General features: G+C 40.0%; 18 protein-coding genes. 5 read left to right on the top strand and 13 right to left on the bottom strand.

Annotated features, from left to right (window positions below):
- Positions 1-667: 667 nt before the first annotated feature.
- Positions 668-3,697 (top strand): UPF0182 family protein, encoded by a 3,030-nt coding sequence (locus FD724_RS30070; RefSeq protein WP_179075136.1) that lies wholly within the window; start codon positions 668-670, stop codon positions 3,695-3,697.
- Between the two features lie 123 nt (positions 3,698-3,820).
- On the top strand, positions 3,821-4,003 hold the full coding sequence (locus FD724_RS30065; RefSeq protein WP_118166523.1) for a hypothetical protein: 183 nt from the start codon (positions 3,821-3,823) through the stop codon (positions 4,001-4,003).
- A 57-nt stretch (positions 4,004-4,060) separates the two neighbouring features.
- On the opposite strand, the gene FD724_RS30060 is transcribed toward FD724_RS30065, so the two are convergent.
- The 7 genes from FD724_RS30060 to FD724_RS30030 all read right to left on the bottom strand — a co-directional run bounded on the left by FD724_RS30060 (position 4,061) and on the right by FD724_RS30030 (position 10,939).
- A complete protein-coding gene (locus FD724_RS30060; RefSeq protein ID WP_179075135.1) occupies positions 4,061-4,534 on the bottom strand; it encodes a hypothetical protein in 474 nt (157 codons plus the stop codon).
- Between the two features lie 105 nt (positions 4,535-4,639).
- Positions 4,640-4,942 carry a hypothetical protein gene (locus tag FD724_RS30055; RefSeq protein ID WP_012408314.1) on the bottom strand — a complete coding sequence of 101 codons (303 nt, stop codon included), beginning with the start codon at positions 4,940-4,942 and terminating at the stop codon, positions 4,640-4,642.
- A gap of 386 nt (positions 4,943-5,328) precedes the next feature.
- Positions 5,329-6,732 (bottom strand): glycoside hydrolase 100 family protein, encoded by a 1,404-nt coding sequence (locus FD724_RS30050; RefSeq protein WP_179075134.1) that lies wholly within the window; start codon positions 6,730-6,732, stop codon positions 5,329-5,331.
- Positions 6,733-6,796: 64 nt separating this feature from the next.
- Positions 6,797-7,606 (bottom strand): glucose 1-dehydrogenase, encoded by an 810-nt coding sequence (locus tag FD724_RS30045; RefSeq protein ID WP_114080999.1) that lies wholly within the window; start codon positions 7,604-7,606, stop codon positions 6,797-6,799.
- A gap of 391 nt (positions 7,607-7,997) precedes the next feature.
- Entirely contained in the window at positions 7,998-8,657 is a 660-nt protein-coding gene (locus FD724_RS30040; protein WP_179075133.1) for a class I SAM-dependent methyltransferase, read from the bottom strand.
- Between the two features lie 125 nt (positions 8,658-8,782).
- On the bottom strand, positions 8,783-10,141 hold the full coding sequence (locus tag FD724_RS30035; protein ID WP_179075132.1) for an APC family permease: 1,359 nt from the start codon (positions 10,139-10,141) through the stop codon (positions 8,783-8,785).
- 369 nt (positions 10,142-10,510) lie between these two features.
- Positions 10,511-10,939 carry a hypothetical protein gene (locus FD724_RS30030; protein ID WP_179075131.1) on the bottom strand — a complete coding sequence of 143 codons (429 nt, stop codon included), beginning with the start codon at positions 10,937-10,939 and terminating at the stop codon, positions 10,511-10,513.
- Between the two features lie 997 nt (positions 10,940-11,936).
- On the opposite strand from FD724_RS30030, the gene FD724_RS30025 reads away from it, so the two are divergent.
- The gene (locus FD724_RS30025; protein ID WP_179075130.1) at positions 11,937-12,578 is read left to right on the top strand and encodes a hypothetical protein; all 642 of its coding nucleotides are present in this window, start codon (positions 11,937-11,939) and stop codon (positions 12,576-12,578) included.
- 109 nt (positions 12,579-12,687) lie between these two features.
- Entirely contained in the window at positions 12,688-14,001 is a 1,314-nt protein-coding gene (locus FD724_RS30020; protein ID WP_256874397.1) for a hypothetical protein, read from the top strand.
- 113 nt (positions 14,002-14,114) lie between these two features.
- On the opposite strand, the gene FD724_RS30015 is transcribed toward FD724_RS30020, so the two are convergent.
- On the bottom strand, positions 14,115-14,912 hold the full coding sequence (locus FD724_RS30015; protein WP_306297076.1) for a superoxide dismutase: 798 nt from the start codon (positions 14,910-14,912) through the stop codon (positions 14,115-14,117).
- A 678-nt stretch (positions 14,913-15,590) separates the two neighbouring features.
- Here FD724_RS30015 and FD724_RS30010 point away from each other — a divergent pair.
- Positions 15,591-15,980, top strand: coding sequence for a hypothetical protein (locus FD724_RS30010; protein WP_179075129.1), 390 nt, complete (start codon positions 15,591-15,593; stop codon positions 15,978-15,980).
- A gap of 74 nt (positions 15,981-16,054) precedes the next feature.
- Here FD724_RS30010 and FD724_RS30005 read toward each other — a convergent pair whose 3' ends face one another.
- From FD724_RS30005 to FD724_RS29985, 5 genes are all read right to left on the bottom strand, one after another.
- A complete protein-coding gene (locus tag FD724_RS30005) occupies positions 16,055-16,618 on the bottom strand; it encodes a 3'-5' exonuclease (protein WP_179075128.1) in 564 nt (187 codons plus the stop codon).
- A gap of 404 nt (positions 16,619-17,022) precedes the next feature.
- Positions 17,023-18,156 carry an ISAs1 family transposase gene (locus FD724_RS30000; protein WP_179072797.1) on the bottom strand — a complete coding sequence of 378 codons (1,134 nt, stop codon included), beginning with the start codon at positions 18,154-18,156 and terminating at the stop codon, positions 17,023-17,025.
- Between the two features lie 480 nt (positions 18,157-18,636).
- Positions 18,637-19,071 carry a hypothetical protein gene (locus tag FD724_RS29995; protein WP_179075674.1) on the bottom strand — a complete coding sequence of 145 codons (435 nt, stop codon included), beginning with the start codon at positions 19,069-19,071 and terminating at the stop codon, positions 18,637-18,639.
- A gap of 121 nt (positions 19,072-19,192) precedes the next feature.
- Positions 19,193-20,458 carry a response regulator gene (locus tag FD724_RS29990; RefSeq protein ID WP_179075127.1) on the bottom strand — a complete coding sequence of 422 codons (1,266 nt, stop codon included), beginning with the start codon at positions 20,456-20,458 and terminating at the stop codon, positions 19,193-19,195.
- A 159-nt stretch (positions 20,459-20,617) separates the two neighbouring features.
- On the bottom strand, positions 20,618-22,504 hold the full coding sequence (locus tag FD724_RS29985; protein ID WP_179075126.1) for an ATP-binding protein: 1,887 nt from the start codon (positions 22,502-22,504) through the stop codon (positions 20,618-20,620).
- Between the last annotated feature and the right edge of the window lie 48 nt (positions 22,505-22,552).

Here is a 22,552-nt window from a genome sequence, read left to right as displayed (position 1 = left end):
CTCATCAGGTATTGAAGAATTTAAATAATTTGAAAAAAGTTGTGCTTAAGCGATACCTTTTGAAGAATTTATTTGCATAAAATAAACAATAATATAATACTTACGCATTGATAGGAAATACCAAATATGGATGATTTTTAAAATCATATTTGTCGTCAGGGCAATCGGTAAGCCCTACGCGCAGGGGTATGCTAATGTCAGTTCCTTGATGCCAAAGAACCCGTTCACCTAAATGGCTCACCCCTTTGCATCTACATGAATTACCTCTAGCGCCTGAGTGTATTTCCTATCAAAAAATATGCCGTGTGCAACTTTCTCTCAGACCTAACCCCCAACCCCTTCCCTACAAGGAAGGGGAGCAATAATCAAAGCCTATCGACCTTTCGGGGAGAGGTTTGGAGAGGGGTTTTAAAAAAATGAACTAGGCTAAAAGCCTTATACTTATTGCCTATTGCCTTATCCCAACGACAATTATTTACGCCCACTTCCTTATACACAACATGATTCTTTTGTAAAGTGCGTAAACTAAACTTTGACTTTCTGATATAAATTTTAAGGTGTCGCTGAATTCAGCTATCGTGGAAAGTAGTAATAATTTTTGGGAAAGCATCAAATACCTTCGTTGATGCGGTAAGGTTGGCTTTGCAGATAGTTTGGCTGCCAAGGAATGATCTGGAAATGGGGCTTTAGACTATTAATTTTATTCTTGGGGCTGGGGTTACTGTTGGATCTCGGTTCCCGCGTCGGGGCAGAGATTTTTTGGTTTCAGGAAGTCGGCTACCTGCAAGTATTTTTGTTGAGGGTGATGACTCGTGGTGTTTTGTGGGTAGCAGTCGCTGGGATAACTGCTGTCTATCTACTGCTAAATCTGGGTTTAGCACAACGGCTCAAATATTCCCAGTCTCTGAAGATTGAGGAAGTTAGGCGTGAAGAAGCAAAACTCACAAGTGAATTAACCAATTTTCTCAGCCCTCATTATTCAAGACGCGACGAAACCCGGATACTTACACCGCAACGCTTTAAAAAATTGAGATTGCGCGGGTTATTACCCCTAACCCTGATATTAAGCTTGTTGATCGGGGTGATGTTGGTTCACTATGGTCAAATTGCTTTTTCTTACTGGAATTCTCCAGTTAATCAAGCTAGTCTACCCATTCCCGCCCTATTTCGGCCAGAGACAATCTGGCAACTCTTGAGGCAGATTTTATCTCAAGTTTGGTATCTCGGTTTAATGGGGGGAGTAGCGATCGCAATCTTAATCTATCCCCAATTTTTATTAACTGCGATCGCGCTTATACTCAGCCCCATTTTTGCATTCATCCTATTCCAACACTGGCCAAAGGTGCTGCAATATTTCCACCCCACCCCTTTCAACAGCACTGACCCTTTATTTGGTCGAGATATCAGCTTTTACATATTTTCTTTACCCCTTTGGGAACTGCTAGAACTGTGGCTGATGGGATTATGTTTGTATGGTTTCGTCGCCGTTACCCTTACTTATCTTTTGTCGGCGGATAGTTTAAGTCAGGGGATTTTTCCTGGTTTTTCGCCCCAGCAGCAGCGTCATTTATTCGGTATGGGTGGTTTATTAATGCTGGTAGTGGCTCTGAGTTATTGGCAAAGTCGCTATGAACTTGTGTATTCTACCCGTGGTGTAAGTTATGGTGCTAGCTATACAGATGTGACAGCCCAGTTGCCAGCTTATACCTTTTTATGTGTTGTGGCTGTAGCGATCGCATTTTATCTACTTTGGCGAACGCTTTTCTGGAAACCCAAATCTCGGTATCGTTCCTTGGTATTTTACGGGTTGGGGATTTATTTAATATTAGTCGTAGCGGCTGACGTTGTTTTACCAACGATAGTCCAATATTTAATTGTCCAACCTAATGAGTTGCAGCGAGAGCAACCCTACATTCAGCGGACTATCGCCTTGACTCGTCAAGCATTCGATTTAGAAGCGATCGATTCTAGAGGCTTCAACCCTCAAGGAACACTGACTGAAGCTGATATTCAAAAGAATGACTTGACAATTCGGAATATCCGCCTTTGGGATCAGCGACCTCTGTTACAAACTAACCGTCAGCTGCAACAAATTCGGCCATATTATCGGTTCCCCGATGCCGATATTGATCGGTATACTCTAAAAACAGATGTAACTTCACGGCGACCATCAGCGCCGCAAAACCCACCAGAACCTAAGCAGGAAGCGGATGAAGCAACAGAACGGCGGCAGGTACTGATTGCCGCACGAGAATTAGACTACACTGGCGTACCACAGGAAGCTCAAACATGGGTTAACCGTCATTTAATTTATACCCACGGTTTCGGGTTTACTGTTAGCCCAGTTAATACAGTTGGGCCGGGTGGTCTACCAGAATATTTTGTCAAAGATATTAGTGGTAATAGTAGCGCCCTCACAACTTCCAGTCCAGCCATTCGGGAAAGTATTCCCATTGGGCAACCCCGAATCTATTATGGTGAAATAGACAATACTTATGTAATGACTGGCACAAGAGTTAGAGAGTTAGATTACCCTAGTGGTAGTGATAATGTTTACAACTCTTACGAGGGTCTAGGTGGGATTGAAATCGGTTCAGCATGGCGACGGTGGTTATTTGCCATGCATTTGAAAGATTGGCAGATGGTGCTGACGCAGGACTTTTTACCAGAGACAAAATTGCTACTGCGGCGAAATGTCAAGCAAAGAATTCAAGCGATCGCACCTTTTTTGAAATTTGACAGCGATCCCTATTTAGTAGCTGCTGCTGCTAATGAAGATTTCCCCAGTAATCCCAGTTATCTTTACTGGATTATTGATGCCTACACGACGAGCGATCACTATCCTTACTCAGATACTGGTAGCGATGGGATCAACTACATTCGCAATTCTATCAAAGTAGTAATTGATGCCTACAACGGTACTGTCAATTTTTATATTGCCGATCCAAGCGATCCAATCATTGCCACTTGGTCGGGGATATTTCCCCAAATGTTTAAACCGCTCAGTACAATGCCTGTTAATCTCCGCAGTCATACCCGCTATCCGGTGGATTTTTTCAAAATTCAATCTGAGCGGTTGATGACCTATCACATGACCGATCCCCAGGTATTTTACAATCGGGAAGACCAGTGGCAGATTCCTAATGAAATCTATGGCAGTGAAACTCGTCCGGTAGAGCCATACTATTTGATTACTAGTCTACCCACTGCACCTGTTGTTGGCGCAACCTCTCGTACAGAAGAGTTTATTCTGTTTCTACCCTATACTCCTAGGCAACGGACTAATTTAATCGCTTGGTTAGCGGCGCGATCGGATGGTGTTAATTACGGTAAGTTATTGTTATATACTTTTCCAAAAGAAAGGCTGGTCTACGGTACAGAGCAAATCGAGGCGCGGATCAACCAAGACCCGGTAATTTCTCAGCAAATTTCCCTGTGGAATCGCCAAGGATCGAAAGCCATTCAAGGCAATCTATTAGTAATTCCCATTGAGCAATCGCTGCTTTATGTTGAGCCAATCTATCTAGAAGCCACACAGAATAGTCTACCAACTCTGGTGCGGGTAGTTGTGGCTTACGAAAACCGGATTGTCATGGCCCAAACCTTAGAACAAGCCTTACAGGGAATTTTTAAACCAGAAGTTACACCAGCCCCTGCAATTATTCGTCCCTTTGAAGAAGCAGCCCCTCCTGGTTAAGAGGTTATTTATAAAGTAAAAATAATTACATAGCAGGGGATAGACAGCGATCGCCATTAACAAAATTTATTGCAACAGACATAGTTTAATGGTTCAACATAATGTAATAGACACTAAAAGTTAATGGACATGCTACAAAATAACCAACTAGAAATCCGCCACATTAGTCCTGAAGTGAGGCAGTTGATTAAAATGTATGCGGATGTTAATAACTGTACGCAGTCTGAAATGTTAGAACGGATTATTTTGGAGTGGGATGCCCAACAAAGCGAGAGCGAAAGACCGCCAGGAGACGAAGATGAATAGCTTTCTGCTACAATTTTTAGTCTACTTATAGCGATCGCCTTTGATTAATTTGGCTCTCTAGCTCAAGAAAAATTTTTCAGAGATTGGGTCTTTTTTGAGGGATTCAATAAAATCCCTCAAATTCATCATGCTGCCCGTTAAGGTGAATTTGGGAGTACCATTTGGAGCAACGATTCTCACTTCGCCGTCTTGGATCTGAATCTTATTTTTAATGCTATCCCATAGAGTATCAAAGCTCTCATCATCCTTGCAACCATTGGCTTCAAGGAATCTTCGGTGTACTTCTGTTTTTAATGCGAGTGCTTCTGCTGCTTGAGTCCGCGCCTCAAAGTGCTTAACTACATCTTCATAAGCACTTTCCCTGAGAATTTTGTTTTCAGCCTGAATTTGCTCTAACTGAGTTTTTATGGTTTGCAGTTGGGACGCTAATGCGGCTGATTTATGATATTCAAGTTTTAAGGCTTGCTTTGCATTGGCTAACAAGGTTTTATAATCTAGCTGATCTGGATCTTGATTTTTTTCAGATTGCATTTTTATCTCTACGATCAACAGATTTTGGGTGAAAAACCCTCGTCAGTTATATTATAAAAACTGGCGAGAGTTTAGTAAATATTATGTGGATTATCTAAGTATTAGTTATTTCACCAATAATGGTGTTTCAGAGGTAGGATTTTCTTGAATACTACTCAAACAAGAACTAATGTGCAAGCGGATAGCACGTTCATAAACACTAGTTTGCTGAGTGCGTACACCTACAGCCTGGTATATTAAGCTTACTTCTGGGAATTCAGACCAATACATCAAAAAAATGTCTTTAGCTGGAGTAATAATTTCATAATTATTCTCTTGTCTTTTTTTTCTGAGTTTACAATTATTTAGTTGTAATTTTTGTCTGAATAGTTGTTCAAATTCTGAAATTAAATCTGAAGTAGTTTTCATGTGTTATACACGTTAAAACGTGTTAAGGATGCAAAGACTATCTGATGATATTACTAAGTATGACACTTCAGATACCTCTTACAATATAGTGTATCAGTTATCGAGTCTTTGAGAATTTGAGGTTACTTATCCGTTCTCATGATTTAGATAAGAGGTTTAGGGGGGACTGGGGACTGGGGACTGGGAAAATAGTTAGTAGAGACACCCTGATAATGACACCGCTAAACCTGGATTTCTCACTTGTGAGAAATGAGCGTGAGTGTGGGGGGTGTGGGGAGTGCGGGGAGAAAGAGGAGGAATTGAATAACTGCACATCAATGAACGCTGCATTGCCTCCCACACCTCCCACCCGAACCACACAATACGTGAGAAATTCGGGTAAATACCTACAGGCTACAGCCTGGAACTTCAAGACCTTCTGCAAAACTGATTAATTCCAAATACTCTGGATTTTCTACAAACTTTTTAGCAGCTAGCAATCCAGCAATGCTCCAAGTTTGATAAATTCTGGCTTCTTTGCCAATTAAACGGCCATTGTTGCCATCGTAGTATTCAGGGAATTTATCCTTCAATAAACGCCTTTCGGCAATAGCGATCGCAGCTTGAGCAAGTTCTGTTCGACCTGCTTTCTGCGCCGCCGACGCAAATAACCACAGTAAAACTGGCCAGTTGCCACCGTTGTGATAAGACCAAGCCCTGTTTTTAGAGTCACATCCTGTAACAATTCTCCACTCTAACCCTTCTAAAGCGGGAAAGCAAATTTTAACAGGCATATAGCCGATCAAGTCTTGCCAACGTTGGGCGAATAAATTCATAATGCTTTGAGATTCTTTTTCGCTTGCTAAGGAAGTTAAGATTGCCATCAGATTTCCCAGAGCAAAAAAGCGAAAATCAATCCGTCCCGGCCCCAGATTTCCCGCTAAATATCCTCCCGTTTCTGGCAACCACTCGGTCAACCAACCAGGAATTGATTCTGAATTGATGTTGAATTTATTAACAATTTCTTTACCAAATTCGTTATCTTTGTAACGATAGATTTCCCCCAATCGCTTCAAGTCTAGCCAATAATAGTTGCGGATATGATATTTCAAAGATCCCAATCGCCTATTGACTTTGCTAAGGTAGCTATCGCCATCTCCATCTGGTAAAAGCAATTCACTAGCAGCCCTCAAGGACGCATAAAATAACACCTGAATTTCTAGAGGATGTTCGTAGACTCCCATCCGACGGTCAATCATAAACGCGCCATCGGGAACTAACATTGTTGGGTACATGGAAAACCGATGTACTAAGCAAAGATCCAAAATTAGTTTGATTCCGGCTTGAAAATCTGGCTGACGCGCTAGTGACAAATCGCCTGTAGCTTTTTCATAAGCTCGTAGCAAGAGAATCCACCACATACAAGAATCAATTGGGGGAACACGAGCGATCGCCAATTCACCAAAATCAGCGACCAAAAATTCCTCATTCCCCCTAGAATGTACTTTGAAACTGGCAGGCATTAATCCCGCTCCCGGTTCAAAGCAGTCTATCTGCTTTTCATGACTTTGTAATTTCAGTGTTTCTACTAAGAAGTTACGCACAATCTCTGGTTTCCCATACATGAGAAACACTAAGGCAGAAGGGACAAAATCGCGGAGAAAGCACTGGTCATAATTGAGTGCATCTGCCTCTGGATCGTGAGCGGCTACAGTCCCAATGGGTTTTCCCTGGTAATAAATTATCGACTCTTCCAATAATTCCCAAGCTTCTGCTTCCAGTTGACTGTTCTTATCGATGGCGCTAGTCATGGGTATTTAATTCCACTAATGGTATGTATCGGCTTAATTGTGGAAAGCACGCGCCAGCCTAACCTCAAGCTGACCAAGTTTCCCGGAAGTCAGCATATAGAGTCAATCCGCCATCTACAAATAGCGTTTGTCCAGTGATGTAGGCGGCTTCATCCGAAGCTAAAAAAGCTGCTGCGGCTGCCATCTCCTCTGAAGAGCCGGCACGTCCCATTGGGATGTGACTTTCCACAATCGCCTTTTTTTCAGGGTTATCTATCCAGTCTTGATTTATTGGTGTGATTGTTGCTCCGGGGGCAATAGCATTGACACGAATACCTCGGTTGGCATATTCCAAAGCTAAGGTTTTAGTCAGGTTTTCCATACCGCCTTTGCTAATGGAATAACTGATATACATCGGTCGCGGAATAATTTCGTGAACGCTGGAAATATTAATAATCACCCCCGAACGATTTAGAGATAGGAGGTGTTTAATAGTTTCACGGGCGCAGAGATAAGCACCCCGGAGATTGACTGCAATTACTCGGTCAAAGTCTGCTGTCGTAACTTCGTGAGATGGACTTTCTATTTGAATGCCAGCATTGTTAATTAGAATATCTAAACTGCCAAATTCCTTTACTACGGTGTTGACCATCTCGATAATGTCTGATTCTTGGGAGACATCACCCTGAAGTAGTAGTGACTTCACACCACAATTTTCGATATTTCCGCAGGCTTTTTGCAATGCCATTTCTTCTGTGTCTACCGCCGCTTCTGGGCTTTTGCGGTAATTGATGGCGATGTTGCACCCTTCTTGAGCGAGTCTGATAGCGATCGCCTGACCAATTCCTGAAGTTGCACCTGTAATTAAAGCATTCTTTCCCTTTAACCCTATCATATTTCCTGACCTTGCTTGAATTTGAACTTAGTCAAACAATTTTGAATTTTAGATTATTCTTTTAAATATCTAAAATTGTTTTGTCAACCCCTAATGGAGGTAATTTAAAGTTAAAAAAATTTGAATTTATCGAAACAGAATTCAGGAGTCAGGAGCCAGAATTCAGTTGGGTATTCTGTACGACTGGTGGATAACGCAGCGTAAACCCTGCGGCATAGCAACGCTATTAGCAAGGAACGAGCGTCTTGGTTCTGACTCCTGAATTCTGACTTCTGAATTCTGAATTCTTCTTCAAGAAATCAATTCTTAAAAATTAGGCTACAGATCCAAGAAATAGAAACTCAACTTGAATCTGATGCCTCTTAATCACGAATTACGAATTCGTTAGTTCCTATCGCAAATTCGCTGGTACTTGTTCAGGAACTACCCAGTAATAAATAGTTTTTCCCTCTACATTTAGAGTCTGCTGTGGTTTCCAATCGCCCATATCGAAGGCGTGGGAGACAATGCGACTACCAGGTTTGAGTTCTTTCAACAGCTTCGGACGGAGTTTAGCATTAACCTCTGGCAGTAAGTAAAGTGTAACTACTGTTGCTTCACTAAAATCAGTGGTGAACAAGTCTTGTTGCACAAACTTGACGCGATCGGTTACTCCTGCTTTCTGAGCATTATCATTAGCTTCTTTAATGCGTTCAGGATTGATATCTATGCCAACACCACGCGTACCAAACTTTTGTGCCGCAGTGTTGACAATTCTTCCGTCACCACTACCAAGGTCATAAAGCACATCATTCTTACCCACTTTTGCCACTTGCAACATTGCATCTACTACTGGTTGTGGTGTAGGTACATAAGGAACATCGCCGGGGCGTTCTTGTGGTTGAGTTGTAGGAGTTGTTGCAGATGGTGTTTCAGTTTCGGTCTGACCCGTTAAAGTAGAAGGTTGTATCCCAGCTTCCAAATCTTGCTGTGTTGGCGTACACCCAGCAATTCCCAAACTGCTGATACTAACGCCTGTAACCAGTAAAACCAGAATTTTTTTGAAGTTCATAAGTTTTTTCCTTGATTCAGTAGTTGTAGTTAGTAAAACAACTCACATCAGATTTAGGTTGCAAAATCGAAAATCCAAGTTGCGCTGGAAGCACACCAAAGTGCGACCCAAAATCCAAAATTGTATTAAGTCCTACCTTGGCGATAGTTATTCCAGAACAACAGGGGGATACCTGCTGCGACAACTAAAACACCTGCAATTGCTCCCACGCCTGTATAAACCAAGCTGGAATAAAGCAAGTAACCGCAGACGGCACAAAAGAGCAATGGTGTAAAAGGATAAAATGGCACACGGAATGGTCGTGCTATGTGGGGTTCACGGATTCGCAACACCAGCAGAGATATGCCAGAAAGCAAGAAAAAGAACCAAAATATTGGGGCGGTATAATCCACCATTGTTTGAAAACCTTTGCGGGTGAGCGTGCCTAAAAGAACCAGTGCTAAAGCGATCGCTGCTTGCAAGAATAAGGCATAGGTGGGACTACTTGGACGCTGTTTCCAGTGTCCCATAAAAGCAAATAGCGAAAAATCCTGTCCCAGTGCGTAGTTGGTACGCGCTCCGGTAAAGATTGTGGCGTTGGTTGCTCCTAAAGTAGCGATCGCAATCAATACACTAATAAACAAGGCTCCCGGTGCGCCCCAAAGAGAGCGCATTAAATCTGCGGCTACTGCTTCCGACTGGGCCATGTTTGCTAATCCTAGTCCCCGTAGGTAAGCCAGATTGATTAGCAAATAAATGGCTGTGATGATCCCAATACTCCACATTAGCGATCGCACAATGTTACGTCGTCCATCTTGAATTTCTGCCGAGATGTAAGCCGCTTCATTCCAACCGCCGTAAGACAACAACACAAACACCATCGCTAATCCCCAGGTTCCTGATGATGCAGATTCTACAGGGGGAACAGAATTAGGAATGGCGGTAAGCCCAAGAATCACTACCAGCAACAAACCCAGAACTTTTGCTGCACTTAGCAAGTTTTGCGTCCACTTCCCCTGCTGCAAACCGATGATGTTCAAAGCAGTTAAAAGTGCGATCGCGATGGCTGCATAAATAGAAGACGAAAACGTTCCTAGCCGCCATATCTGAGAAACATAATCGCCAAAAACAAATGCCAACAGAGCAATGGAACCAGTTTGAATTACTGTCATCCGCGCCCAGGCAAATAAAAAGGCAACTCCCCGCCCGAATGCACGTTTCAAATAATAGTAAGTACCACCAACATCGGGATAGACAGTTGCCAACTCTGCATAGCACAGCGCTCCTACCAGAGATACCACACCGCCAATTAGCCAAAAAAGCAGTACAGCAATATTACTACCTGCTTGATTTGCCACTAAAGCCGGGGTTTCAAAAATCCCTGCCCCGATGACAATACCGACAATCAGAGCCACTGCATCTGGTAATGTCAACGATGGCTTGGGTGTTGCTACTTCAGTTGTTGCTGTCTGCTGAAGCAAACTGTAGTCTTTACGTCTACTCACGTCACTTCCTTACTAGTGTTGAGTGGGAACTCTCCGCTTTGTTTCATCTTTTTTTGCACTGTTTTACCTATATCTCTATGGTTAAAAACAAATGTGACTCAAAAATGACAATCATCAGTGATATGTCTTCAAGCGGTAATATCCATCTCGCCACATTCAGATCAATATACCTACAGCGATCGCTTCAATTTTGCTTTTCATAGCAAGGTGGGGAGAATGTCAAATTAATCTAGAGAATGATTGACTAATAGTGGTTAATCATGCCTTGCTTCGATAAGCAGGTAGATGATCTAGTAATCACCTAAAATTTGAGATTAGTAGGGATTAGCGAGAAATAAATCATAAAAATATTTTTTTACTCTTAATTTTTTAGTATCTACTACTGGGAAAAAGTAGAATATCGATTAATTCACCTATAACCAAACCTAATACTGCTATAACTGTTAAAATCCAGAAAGAATCTAGCTTGTTAAAGCCAGAAAAGCGCATTTCCAAATCAGCTAAAATAGTAGTTGCTAAAGGTATGAGAAAAAGCCTTAATAATAGTGACCAAGTTGCTACAAAAGCAATTGATATACTTAAAAATAATATGACAGCTAAAGTTTGAGATCCAAATTCAACTAAACGCTCTAACCAAGAAGTACTCTTTCGCACAATAACTATAACCATAGCAGCCACAAAAGCTCCTACTAACCAAACAATATGATTAGCAGCAAGATACCATCCCAGGAGAGTGTAAGCTAGCCATAGTAATACTAAAGGCATAAAAGGAATCCTGTTAAAAAATTCCACATTCATACTGTCAAGGCTTATAAAAATACCAAGTTAATATCTTAATTGTAGTCAAAGATACGCTTTTTTTCTCCTCTTGATGTATTGGGAAGGGGGAAAATTCAAAGTCTCTCTCCTAAGAGGAGAGAGGTTTTCCAGATGCCGTGAAAAGTCAGGATATGATGCGATCGCTTCTAGCTTAAAGTTCAGATAATCAAGCTTATCCAGCAATAAGAATATCTTGATATACGTATGCCTTTTAAATACAAGTTATATTTAAGACAAAAAATTGAATAGTCTAAGAACAACAGTACTATATTTTAAAAATACTAACGATATATAAGTAAATGGACTTTGACTCTCAGCTATTTGCGATGAAATTTCATAGAGAGGTAGTTACGATTCACTGTGTACAACTTTGATAACTGTCCACAATACAGTTGCATGTCTCAAGCTCATGGTAATATTATTTTACTGTCAGGAGATATTATTTATACATCAACTTACGACCATGCTGAAACAGCTAGTCAGGCGTGCTACCTCCAAAAAACAAAAAGTTATTCAACCCAGCAAGGAAATCACCAAAAGCATCAATGTGCAAAGCACAGAGCTTTTGAAACTCTGCTTATATAAGATACTAAAGAGCTAAAAAAGCCCTTTTTTAGGAATCATGATAGCCAGTGAAGAAGGCATAAAAACCTCTTAGCATCGGCAAAAATTTAGACAACAGTAAATATAAAAGTGTTGACGCAATGTCAAGGGTTTTTTGTATACGTAAAAGTAACAGAAAGCAAATTTTTTGTTGCCAAGAAAACATTAAGATTGTGTCTTTTCTTTAGATACTGATTATCTTTGTGTTTAGTTACCTATATATAAAATTCCTATTTGACTGGTGAAAACTTAAGCGACCTCGATCAAATGAAGCAAACACTTAAATTTAACAAATGGTTTAGGACTGCTAAATCAATCCTGATTTAGTAACGACTTGATTATTGACAACGTAAGTAAAAGTAACAGGTAAAACATGAATATCATTGTTCGTTTGATTGGAGCGATCGCTCTCCAAGCGTCTGTATTGGCTGCAATGTCTAGCATGGCAATGTCTGCTGACAAGCCCCTGCGCCTCCGTATCCAGGAGGCTGCTGCTGTGTCTCAACGGAAAACAACACAGAGGATTTGCTCTTTAGATCCCATTGAAGATTTATTACCTCCACCACAGACTAAGGGCAATAATTCTTTGCTTTCTTACCTTGCTGAACAAGGTTTTACCCAAAATAAAGAGGGTTCTTGGGTCTGTTATGCGAACGATCCGAAAAAAGAAGGGCGTTACTTTACTCTGTTTAAGGTTAAACGAGTTGATAACAGGCTCATAGCAAGTTCCTTTCTAGATGAGGGCAGTCTGATTGAGGGGCAAGAAAATCGTAGCTTGAACTTCTTTATGATGCTGATCGAGCATCATTTGAATACGACTCAAGAGAACCGCAAAGGTATACGTAGATATTTAGAAGCCTTCGTTTCCTTAGTAAAGCAAGGGAAGATCAAACCTACACGTCGTGCGTTTCTTTTCGATCAACCAAATCGGGGAATGGTCTTATATCACACACTCTCATCAGGAAATCTCAAAGGTACCGGAATCACGATCAACATTTATTTACCTAAGAGTTGAATTCGGGTGTGGGGATTCGTGACTTAGGGTTGGGGACTGGAGATTGGGGAGAAGAACCAATACCGAATTCTCAACCCAATTAAATTGCTGTGTTTACTGGAGGTGCATCTTGCCTAAATCAATTTTTCAAAGAATTGCAATATCGAAAGCGGTTCGTTTTGCAACGATCGCATTCTCATCTCTTGCAGTAGGACTCACTACGTGTCAGTCTGCTTTTGGACAACTCAATATTGGACGCTATGGTATCCAACAAGGATTGGAGCCTGAGTATCTCCAGTACCAAATCAATAACCAGAATTTGAACCAGATGCGAGTCATTCCTGGATGTGAGGTGGGATTTGGTCTGACCTGCAATAAAACTGGATCGGTAATCCAACGATTAGTGGAATTAAATGGTGGGAGTACTTATCAAAACCTCCTGATCCGAGCAGCCGGTGGGGAGAAAAATTTCCAGAATTTCGCTAGTTTTTACGGTAACAATCCCAATCTCTCTGCGGTACCTTTCGCCTCTTTTTGGAGAAACGAATCCCCCGCAATCATGGATAGCTCTCAATACCTTCTTGGACAACATTTTGGTCGCAATCCAGTAGAAGGACTCGGACTGGTAACAAACCAGTTCTACTGGTCTCCATACTCAGGAGGCAATAACTCGGTCAGCCTCCGTGATGGACTACTAGACTTGAAATTCTCATACGGACGACTGCTGTTTGAAGAAGCCTCAAAAATTTCCAACATTAAGGAGCAAATTCAATCTTTAGGTCTGTCGCCAGAGATGACGAATTTTTATATAAATAAAATCTCTACAGGCTTAGATGCGTTGAATTCTGGAGATCCAAACCAACTCGAAAAGAGGGTTTTTGAGCTACTATCCTACCCATACTCCGAAGATGGTGGGGAACTCGGACGACCCAACAACGCGATTCCAGAAGAATTTAATCAGCTTTTGGGAGAAGATATCCCAGGAGATATGTTGGTTAGTGACAGTCCAGTACCGTTGGATGGAGAAACAATAGCCTTTGATATCCCTGGCTCTGAGGGAGAAGTCTTCGTAGCAGACAGCCCTGATTCCTTTCCACTCTGGCCACTAGGAATTGGAGCTCTTGTTATAGCGATGATTCTATTAATGGGCGATACTTCTTCAGGCGAAACATCTATTCCTCCAGAAAATACACCTATACCTACACTTACACCTCCACCTACACCTTTGTCTCTCACCAGCAAAGGCGAATGCGATCTGACTCCTAGTGGTAGTGGCTCCGATCACACACAGATCATTGAGATTCCGTGTAATGTTACTCCTAAACCCCCTACGGAAGTGAAGAAGGTAGTGGAGCCATCAATGATCAAAGCGCTTGTATTGCTAATCGTTCTACTATACATAGTTCGTTCTAAACATCGGTCTTTAAAAATCCGTAATTCATAATTAGACATCTGTAAAAAAGAATGTATAGGGGTAGCAGCGCTATGAATAAAGCTACCTCTAGAGGTAGCTTTATAAAGATTTCTATAAGCGGTTTGATATCCTTGATGGTATTGCTAACGAGGTTGTTGTGATGAAAGTTGCCATCGCCTGTTAATCTGCGGCCAATTCACAACATTCCACCAATTATTCAAATACTCAGCCCGACGGTTGCGATATTTAAGGTAATAAGCATGTTCCCATAGATCGTTACCCATAATCGGATAGAAACCATCCATTATTGGGTTATCCTGATTTGCTGTAGTAACAATCTGGAGTTGATTTTGAGGATTGCGTACTAGCCAAACCCAACCACTACCAAAGCGAGCGGCACCTGCTGCGTTAAACTGTTTTTTAAAGGCATCAAAACTGCCAAAAGTTTGGTTAATTTCTTGAGCGATCGCTCCCGTTGGTTGTCCACCACTGTCGGGACTCATCAGTTGCCAAAAAATCGTGTGGTTGAGATGACCACCACCGTTATTACGTACTTTTGTCCGAATATCTTCAGGTACACTATTCAAATCCACTAATAAAGCTTCAACACTTCTTTTTTGCAAATCTGGGTACTGCTTTAATGCATCATTTAAGTTCTTGACGTAGCTAGCGTGGTGTGCATCATGATGCAATTTCATCGTTTCAGTATCAATAGCTTTTCCTAATGCCCCATAACCATAAGGCAATGGTGGTAGCTGTGCAGGAAAAGCGCTTAGTGACCTATTAGGATAAGCTACAGGGGGAAATGACCTAGCAGGCGTTGGTGTTGGTGTAGAAGATTGTGCCTCAGCTATTAGTACTGGTTGATGAGAAATTAGCAGAATTGCCAGCACAATTGTTGTGAAGAAAAAAACTATTTTTTTTCGCAAAAATCTTATCATAAATTGTAGCCTCAAAATCAATATTATTGGCTTGCAATCTGATGAGAGGCTATTCTTTAATAGCCCACTTAACCCAGATACATATACTACTTTATCAGGTAATTAGAGCAAAAAATTATCAAAATAATAGAATTAATTACTACAAGTGTATAGGGCTATTTAACACAACTCAAAATCTCCATTGCCAGCGAAAATTATTTAATAAATAAATTTCTAATACAACCATCATTGCATTCAAGATTTTTATAAAAAAATAACTGGAAAGTGATATAGCTTTAATGTCTAGAAAATTTTAAGAGTATTTTTATATTTATCTTAACATAGAAATATCCAGTTATAAGTCCATTCTCTAATTTATTCCCTTGGGTATATAACTTAAAATAACAAGCAAAACTCTTGGCAGATATAGGCGAAGTCTTATTTTGCTACACCTATAATTAAACCATTGTAAACATTAAAATATGTGCTACTGACAGTTGTGTAGTGGTTGTTAGTTAATTAAAATACACATTAAACAATCTAATCCATAAATACCCTTATTGTTCAAAGATTTTTGATATCTACATATCTAATATGAACAAATATGGATAATTTTTAAGTTTGTTATGGTTCTAAATTTCTAGTTAGCCGACTATCAAAAATCAAGTTAGTAAATACATATAGGAAAAGGTAAATAATATGTATCACGATCTAATTTTGCAAAAAACTGTAGTAGCCAATAGTAATTTACATCAAAGAAACTTGAGTGAAGCAAGAAATGAGCAAGCACAAACGCATGAATTAAGCATCCCCGATCTAGCGATATCCTTATCTCCTGTTGGCTTTCTAATTGGTTGGGTAGTTTTTTTTCTAATATTGCAAAAAATCCGGGCATTTTTAGATGAAAAAATGGTTATATCTATTAACGGGTTACACAAACTTCCCTGTAAAAAGTGTCGATTTTATTCAAATAATCATTATCTAAAATGTGCAGTCAATCCTTCTGTTGTTCTTACCGGAGAAGCCATGAATTGTTCTGAATACTCACCCAATAGCAAAAAAGGTTCCTCCAAAAATCCTTTTGACTAGATATAATTTTGTAGTAACAATCTTCGTAATCTACCGCAACACTTTAAGATGGTATGTTACGAATTTTCTATTATTCAGTTTATTTTGATGCCTTTAATCTGTCTGTAGATAGATGCAATATTGTGAGCATCATCAATGCCGCGATGATGTGTACCTTTCAATTCTATCCCTAGCTCATTGAGAGCTTGTGCCATACCAAATTTTTTAGATACGCCAAGATATTCTGAAAATTCCTCTTTGATATTTATGTGTTCTGAAGTAAAAGGATAAGGGAAATTATGAAACGCGCAATCTTGAATAAATTGCTTTTTGTCATAATTACCCCAAGAACAAAAAATATGATTGGGAAATGAATAAATCCATTCTTTAAATCGAGAAATTGCCTCAATGAATTTTGGTGCTTCATCAACATCTTGCTGCCGAATACTAGTCAGTTCGGTACAAAAATCTGTCAGTTGTGGATGTCTCACAGGTTGGATGAATTGCTGAAACTCAGAATCAATTTCCCATGTTGCTCGATTGAGCATCACCGCACCGATTTCAATGATTTCCATTTCGTGACGAGGAATAGTCTTCTTGTCACAGCACGTAGCCTCCAGATCGACTATCAAATAATAGTGGGATATTTGAGTTTGCATATTAAGTAACAAATTCGGGGAATATTAGTAATTATTTATACTTGTTTTTGAAAAATGACACAATTAGTACTTGTGATCTAATTGTATTAAGTATACTACAAAAGCGTAATGCTTCCAGCTTTTTATCTATTTGCGCCACAATCCCTTGTACAGGGCAAACGCATCTTATTTACTAATAAAAACTAAGGGAGATTCCAAAATGACATAGATAATTGCAAAAATCGGTGAAATGATAAATAAAATAAATCAAATATTTTTCAAAATTTGAATTAGCTTATCTTCAACTGAATGACTAATCGTCAATACTAAAATAATTCAATTATGAGCTACATAAGAATATATTTACTTAGAGAATAAATAAAACTTTTATGTAAAACATTCAACTCAAGTTTTGATGTACTATTTTAAGCTAACGCTAAAATACTTAGTAAGTATTTGTTATCCATCGCCGCGAGAAACTGTTTATTTTTGATTCCACGTTTGACACGCTTCTCTTGACTTAAAAGATTGACTGCAAGATGTCTGAGAATTGCAAAATTATGTGGGGCATTATCTTTTCTAATTCGACAGTCATCTTCTCTTAAGGCAACATCCAATAGCCAATGCAATGAATTTTCAATTCCCCAATGACTGCGAATAGAATTACCAAACTGTTTAGCATCTGACTCAAGGCTACTGATAAAATACCGAGTTTCAACCGTTGTTTCACCATTGAATGAACGGACAGATTCTACCATGCCAACACTATTAAAATTTGACCAAATTGAATCTGGGTTAAGCCGAGATTCAATTTGAGAGAACATTACGTAATTGCGGATTTCATGACGACCATGCCCTGTTTCTTCTGTTTTATACGTGCTATGTGCAATCCCCTCAAATCCTGTAGCTATGCCTGAAGAGAATAGTTTTTCTACTTCATCATAAAGATTTCCTTGATTCTTCTTTAACCCAATTACATAATCTGCATTTTGCTGTGTGATTAGCTTCACAATCTCCTTCTGGCAGCCAATTGCATCAATGGTCACAATACATCCTGACAGTTCTAATACCTTTAATAATTCTGGAATTGCTGTAATTTCATTTGATTTTTGATCTACTTTTACTTGTCCCAGCACTAATTTATTTGTAGTTGCCCAGGCACTTACCATTATAATTGCGCTTTGGTCACTACTTGTATCATAAGAACCACGTAAAGTTTTCCCATCAAGCGCGACAACTTCACCATCAGTTATCTTCTGTATTGATTTCATCCAGCTCAGAAAACATTCCTGGAACTGTTGAGGATTTATTTGTGCAAATACTCTTGCAAATGTATCGTGGGACGGAATCCCATTTGGTAATTCTAAAAATGTTTTTAACCATTCATACTTTGCACAACCATAAGTCTCTACGGCTACCCAACCATCCGCACCACAAATCACAGCACATACGGCAATGGTCATGATATCGATTAATTTATGTCGTTTGGTGCGATCTACTCGTGGATCTTGTATCACCGCAAAATGGTCAGCAATCGTAATTTTGGGTTTCAGCTTCATAGAGAGGAGAATAAGAACGTAATTCTTCTTTCTGATAAATGTGAGAATACCACGTTCAATGAAGGCCAGCCGTCCTCACTTTCACAGCATCTGTAAAAGTCACTTTGATCGGAAGGGCGATGGTGTAACCGTCCTTCCCGGCGGCGATCGCATAAATTGAGCTTTTCTTTGTGCTGATCTTCTCATAATTCCTAGTCATTAATCTAAAACTATTGAGAATCAGACTGTGAGAAAACCTACGCTAGAAGAGTGGAGAACTGACCGTGAAAGCTCAGGCAGCCGTCGGCTGCCTCTAACTCCCCCCTCGTAATGATTATCATTTTTATAACGAGTGAGATTTAATTTCCTCAAAGCCTTATGTAGTTTGAGTCTTGGTGTATTTCGCCCTGATTCAGGCTCGTCAATATTTAGATGCGTTTGCCCTGATCCCTTGTAGGATTTCACATCTATATGCGACTACTATACTTAGAGAAAGGAAATTTAGATTGATGAAAAAGGTTTAACCCAACGGAGTTTAATCGCAAGATCAAGAGCGATCGCAGCAAATGCAAACCACAATAAACTTTCTGCCGCTAATACCAAAAAAGACCAAATTGTGATGTCTAAATTCAACCCAAGCTCTATCTGAGTCAATCCACGCACCAAACCAAAGGCCAGAACCCCACCAGCTTTAAGTTGGGGATTTTTATCTGAGCGGATGATATAGCGGTAGGTGACACCAAATAGTAAGCCACTAAAAGTTGCGATTGCACCACTCACCCACAAGTGCCAGTTAATATCACTGTGCAGACTTGCAAGGATCTGAAAATACTTTGCTAGTACAAAAGTATTCAAAAGACTGACAAGTACAAAAGCAAAACACACAGAGAAACCTCCCAGTATTCCAGCTTTGAGGGATTCTATGCGTTCTGCCATTAATTGAGGATCTAAAATTGGATTCACTCTATATATAAATTAGTGATTAGGTATTGGAGAAATTTTTCCTTGTCTCCAGTATGATAAATGCTAGAGCAACTTTGTAATTAATTAAATGTTTCTATTCTATGGGAATTTTGATGATAAATTCGGTTCCCTTACCTGGTTGAGAATTTACATCTAATACACCTTTGTGTTTTTCTACAACTATTTCATAAGCGATCGACAAGCCAAGTCCAGTGCCTTTCCCAACGGTTTTTGTGGTAAACAACGGCTCAAACAAGCGTTGTTTAAGCCGTTCAGGAATACCAATCCCGTTATCAGCAATCCGAATTATAACCAATTGTTCAGAATCTATTTCTGTTGCAATTTTAATCTCAGGAATTAGATTGCTCATTTTGCCTTGCATTATAGCTTCATCAAGGGCATCAATTGCATTTGCCAGAATGTTCATAAATACTTGATTCATTTGACCTAAATAGCAGTGTACCTCTGGCAATACTCCATAACTTTTAATAACTTCAATACCGGGACGCTCGCCGTTAGCTTTGAGGCGGTGTTGTAAAATCATTAGTGTACTATCTAGTCCTTGGTGCAAATCAGCAGGTATTTTTATATCACTATCCGAGCGAGAGAAGTTGCGGAGTGAATTGGAAAGGTTTTGAATTCGTTCACTTCCTAGCTGGAGCGAGTTCACAATTTTTACCATATCTTCGAGAACGAAGTTCAAATCCAAGTTCTCAATCGCAGTGGTAATTTTAGCTGTTGGGTTAGGATACTCTTGTTCATACAGTAGGAGCAACTCGGTTACTCCTGCAATATATTCTTCCAAGGGTGGAATATTGCTGGAAATAAAATTGATGGGGTTGTTGATTTCATGGCCAATACCAGCGATTAACTCTCCGAGTGTTGATAGTTTTTCTTGCTGTACCAGTTGGACTTGAGCTTGTTGCAAAGCCTTGGTGCGATCGCTAACTTGTTGTTCCAAAGATTCAGTCAATTTTTTGAGTTGCAAATGTACGCGCACTCTAGCAATGACTTCCTCTTGTGCAAACGGTTTAGGGATATAATCTACTGCGCCAAGGGAAAATCCCTTCGTTTTGCTTTCCGTATCCGCTAAGGCAGTGGTGAAAATAATCGGAATGTTTTGGGTGGCAGGATTGGCTTTGAGACGACGACAAGTTTCAAATCCATCAATACCCGGCATTTGTACATCCAGCAAAATCAACTCTGGCTGATTGCGTTCAGCCTGAGCGATCGCAGTTTCTCCATCCACTGCAACACGGAAACGAAAACCCTCACTATTAAGCGCTGCACACAGGACAGATAAATTTGTGGGATTATCATCCACAATTAAAATAAATCCGTTATCTAGAAGTTTGATCATGATGAATTGGAAATTGGAATTTAACTGAAATTAAGTAAGTTGGTAGAAATAAACCAAATTATGTTAAAAAACGTAAATAGTCTGAAAGTTCTTACTAATGACCAATGACAAAGGACAAATGACAGCCCTTGCCAATTAGCTTTAATTGCGCCAACTTACTTAATTGATGTATTTTTCAATAAAAGTTTCCAAACGTTTGAGTTGGAAATTACTAGCAAGCTGCATGAGCTGCTGGGAAAACATGTTTAGCTTCTCATCAGATGCAGAAAGTTTTTCAGCCAGTTCTAAAATATTTTGAATGTCGCCGTCTTGTGATAGTTCGAGTAACTCTTGCAAAACATCTTTGCTAGGATGAATCATCTCATTTTGTTGATTAGAACCATCTTTAGAGATTTTTTTGATAGCATCTACCTTAGCGTCAAAAATCCATTCTAGTTGCAAAAACTGTCGTAGCATTTCCAGCAGATTTTCAGCTTCTACAGGCTTTGGTAAAAAGGCATCTGCACCTACATCAATACTCTTGTGCTGGTCTACTGCAAATACACTTGCTGAGGACGCGATGACAGGAATCTCTTTAAATGGCCCGGACTGGCGCAAACGACTAATTAACTCAAATCCATCCAATATCGGCATCACTAAGTCAGTGATAATCATATCCGGTTTGTGGGCTAGAGACTGTACCCATGCCTCCTGACCATTACTAGCTTCTACAACAGTAAACCCAACCGGCTCTAGTAAATTTACAATTACCGATCGGTTTTCCCATTTATCATCCGCAATCAAAATGGTGCGCCTTTGCCCTTGATAACCAATAATAGTTCCCTGCTCAACTACTCTAGAAACCTTTGCCCAGTCTTTAGATTCTGACAAGTTTGCCTCAAACCAAAAAGTGCTACCTTTGCCAAATTCACTTTGCACTTGAATTTGACCACCCATCAACAAAACAATTTTTTGACTGATTGCTAATCCTAAGCCTGTACCTTCAGATTGTCGTTTCTGACTTCCCGCTTGCTCAAAGGGCTGGAAGATTTTTTCGGCTTGTTCAGGGGTTATGCCAGTGCCAGTATCTACTACCTCAAAGCGAATTTTGTAGTTAGTTTTTCCATTAGTATTTGATTCTTGATTAATAACCTGAGTTTTGAAAGTGACACTGCCTTGATGAGTAAACTTCATGGCATTACTAAGCAAGTTAATCAATACTTGCCGCAAGCGTTTTTCATCAGCATGAATACCCGTTGGTAAATCAGGATCGATTTCAATGTGAAATGCGATGACTTTTTGTTCTGCCCTGATGCGGCAAATTTCAGTCACGCTATCTATAAAAGCAGGCAAATAGAAATCAACAGGATACAATTCCAACTTTCGGGCTTCGATCTTGGAGAGATCCAGGACATCATTAATTAAGGTTAAAAGATGAGAACCACATTGATAAATAACGCTGAGTCCTTTGCGTCCTTTTTCACTTAAAGATTCTGTGCGTTGGAGAATTTGTGTATAGCCCAGGATGCCGTTAAGAGGTGTGCGTAGTTCATGACTCATGTTGGCCAGAAATTCACTCTTAGCTTGGCTGGAGTTTTGAGCAACTTCTTCTGCTTGACGTAGTTCTTTCTCAATACGCTTGCGCTCGACAATTTCTGTTGAAAGGACTTGATTAATAGCCTCTAACTGGGCTGGGCTGGGTAGTGTCAGAGCTTGAGGCATGAGGTAAAATAACGCAAATGCCGTGTATATTGAAATAATAGCAGTTAAAGCTTTTAAACCACCTGCAATCCAATAGTCTGGATACCAAAGCGTCCAAATATCCATTAAGTGTCCAGTACCGCAGGCAATGATAAAAGCACCAAATAACAAAAAAACTCCATTAAAAGGAACGTCTTTGCGCTTGTAAATAAAGTAAATCAGTAGAAAGGGAATAGAATAATAAGCCAGAGCGATCGTGGCATCAGAAATAATGTGGAGCCAAACTAACCCACTTTGCCAGAGATAACAATGTCCGTGGGGAATAAAACCGTTGGATTGGAAAGAATAGTTGAAAAATGTCGGCATAATACTAGGGGTTGTTGGATTTGAAATATACCCGTAAACCTAGTATTC

The organism is Nostoc sp. C057 (genome assembly GCF_013393925.1).
Lineage (GTDB): Bacteria > Cyanobacteriota > Cyanobacteriia > Cyanobacteriales > Nostocaceae > Nostoc > Nostoc muscorum_A.
The sequence above is the reverse complement of the archived record's forward strand: the minus strand, read 5'-3'. Positions and strand labels throughout refer to the sequence as shown.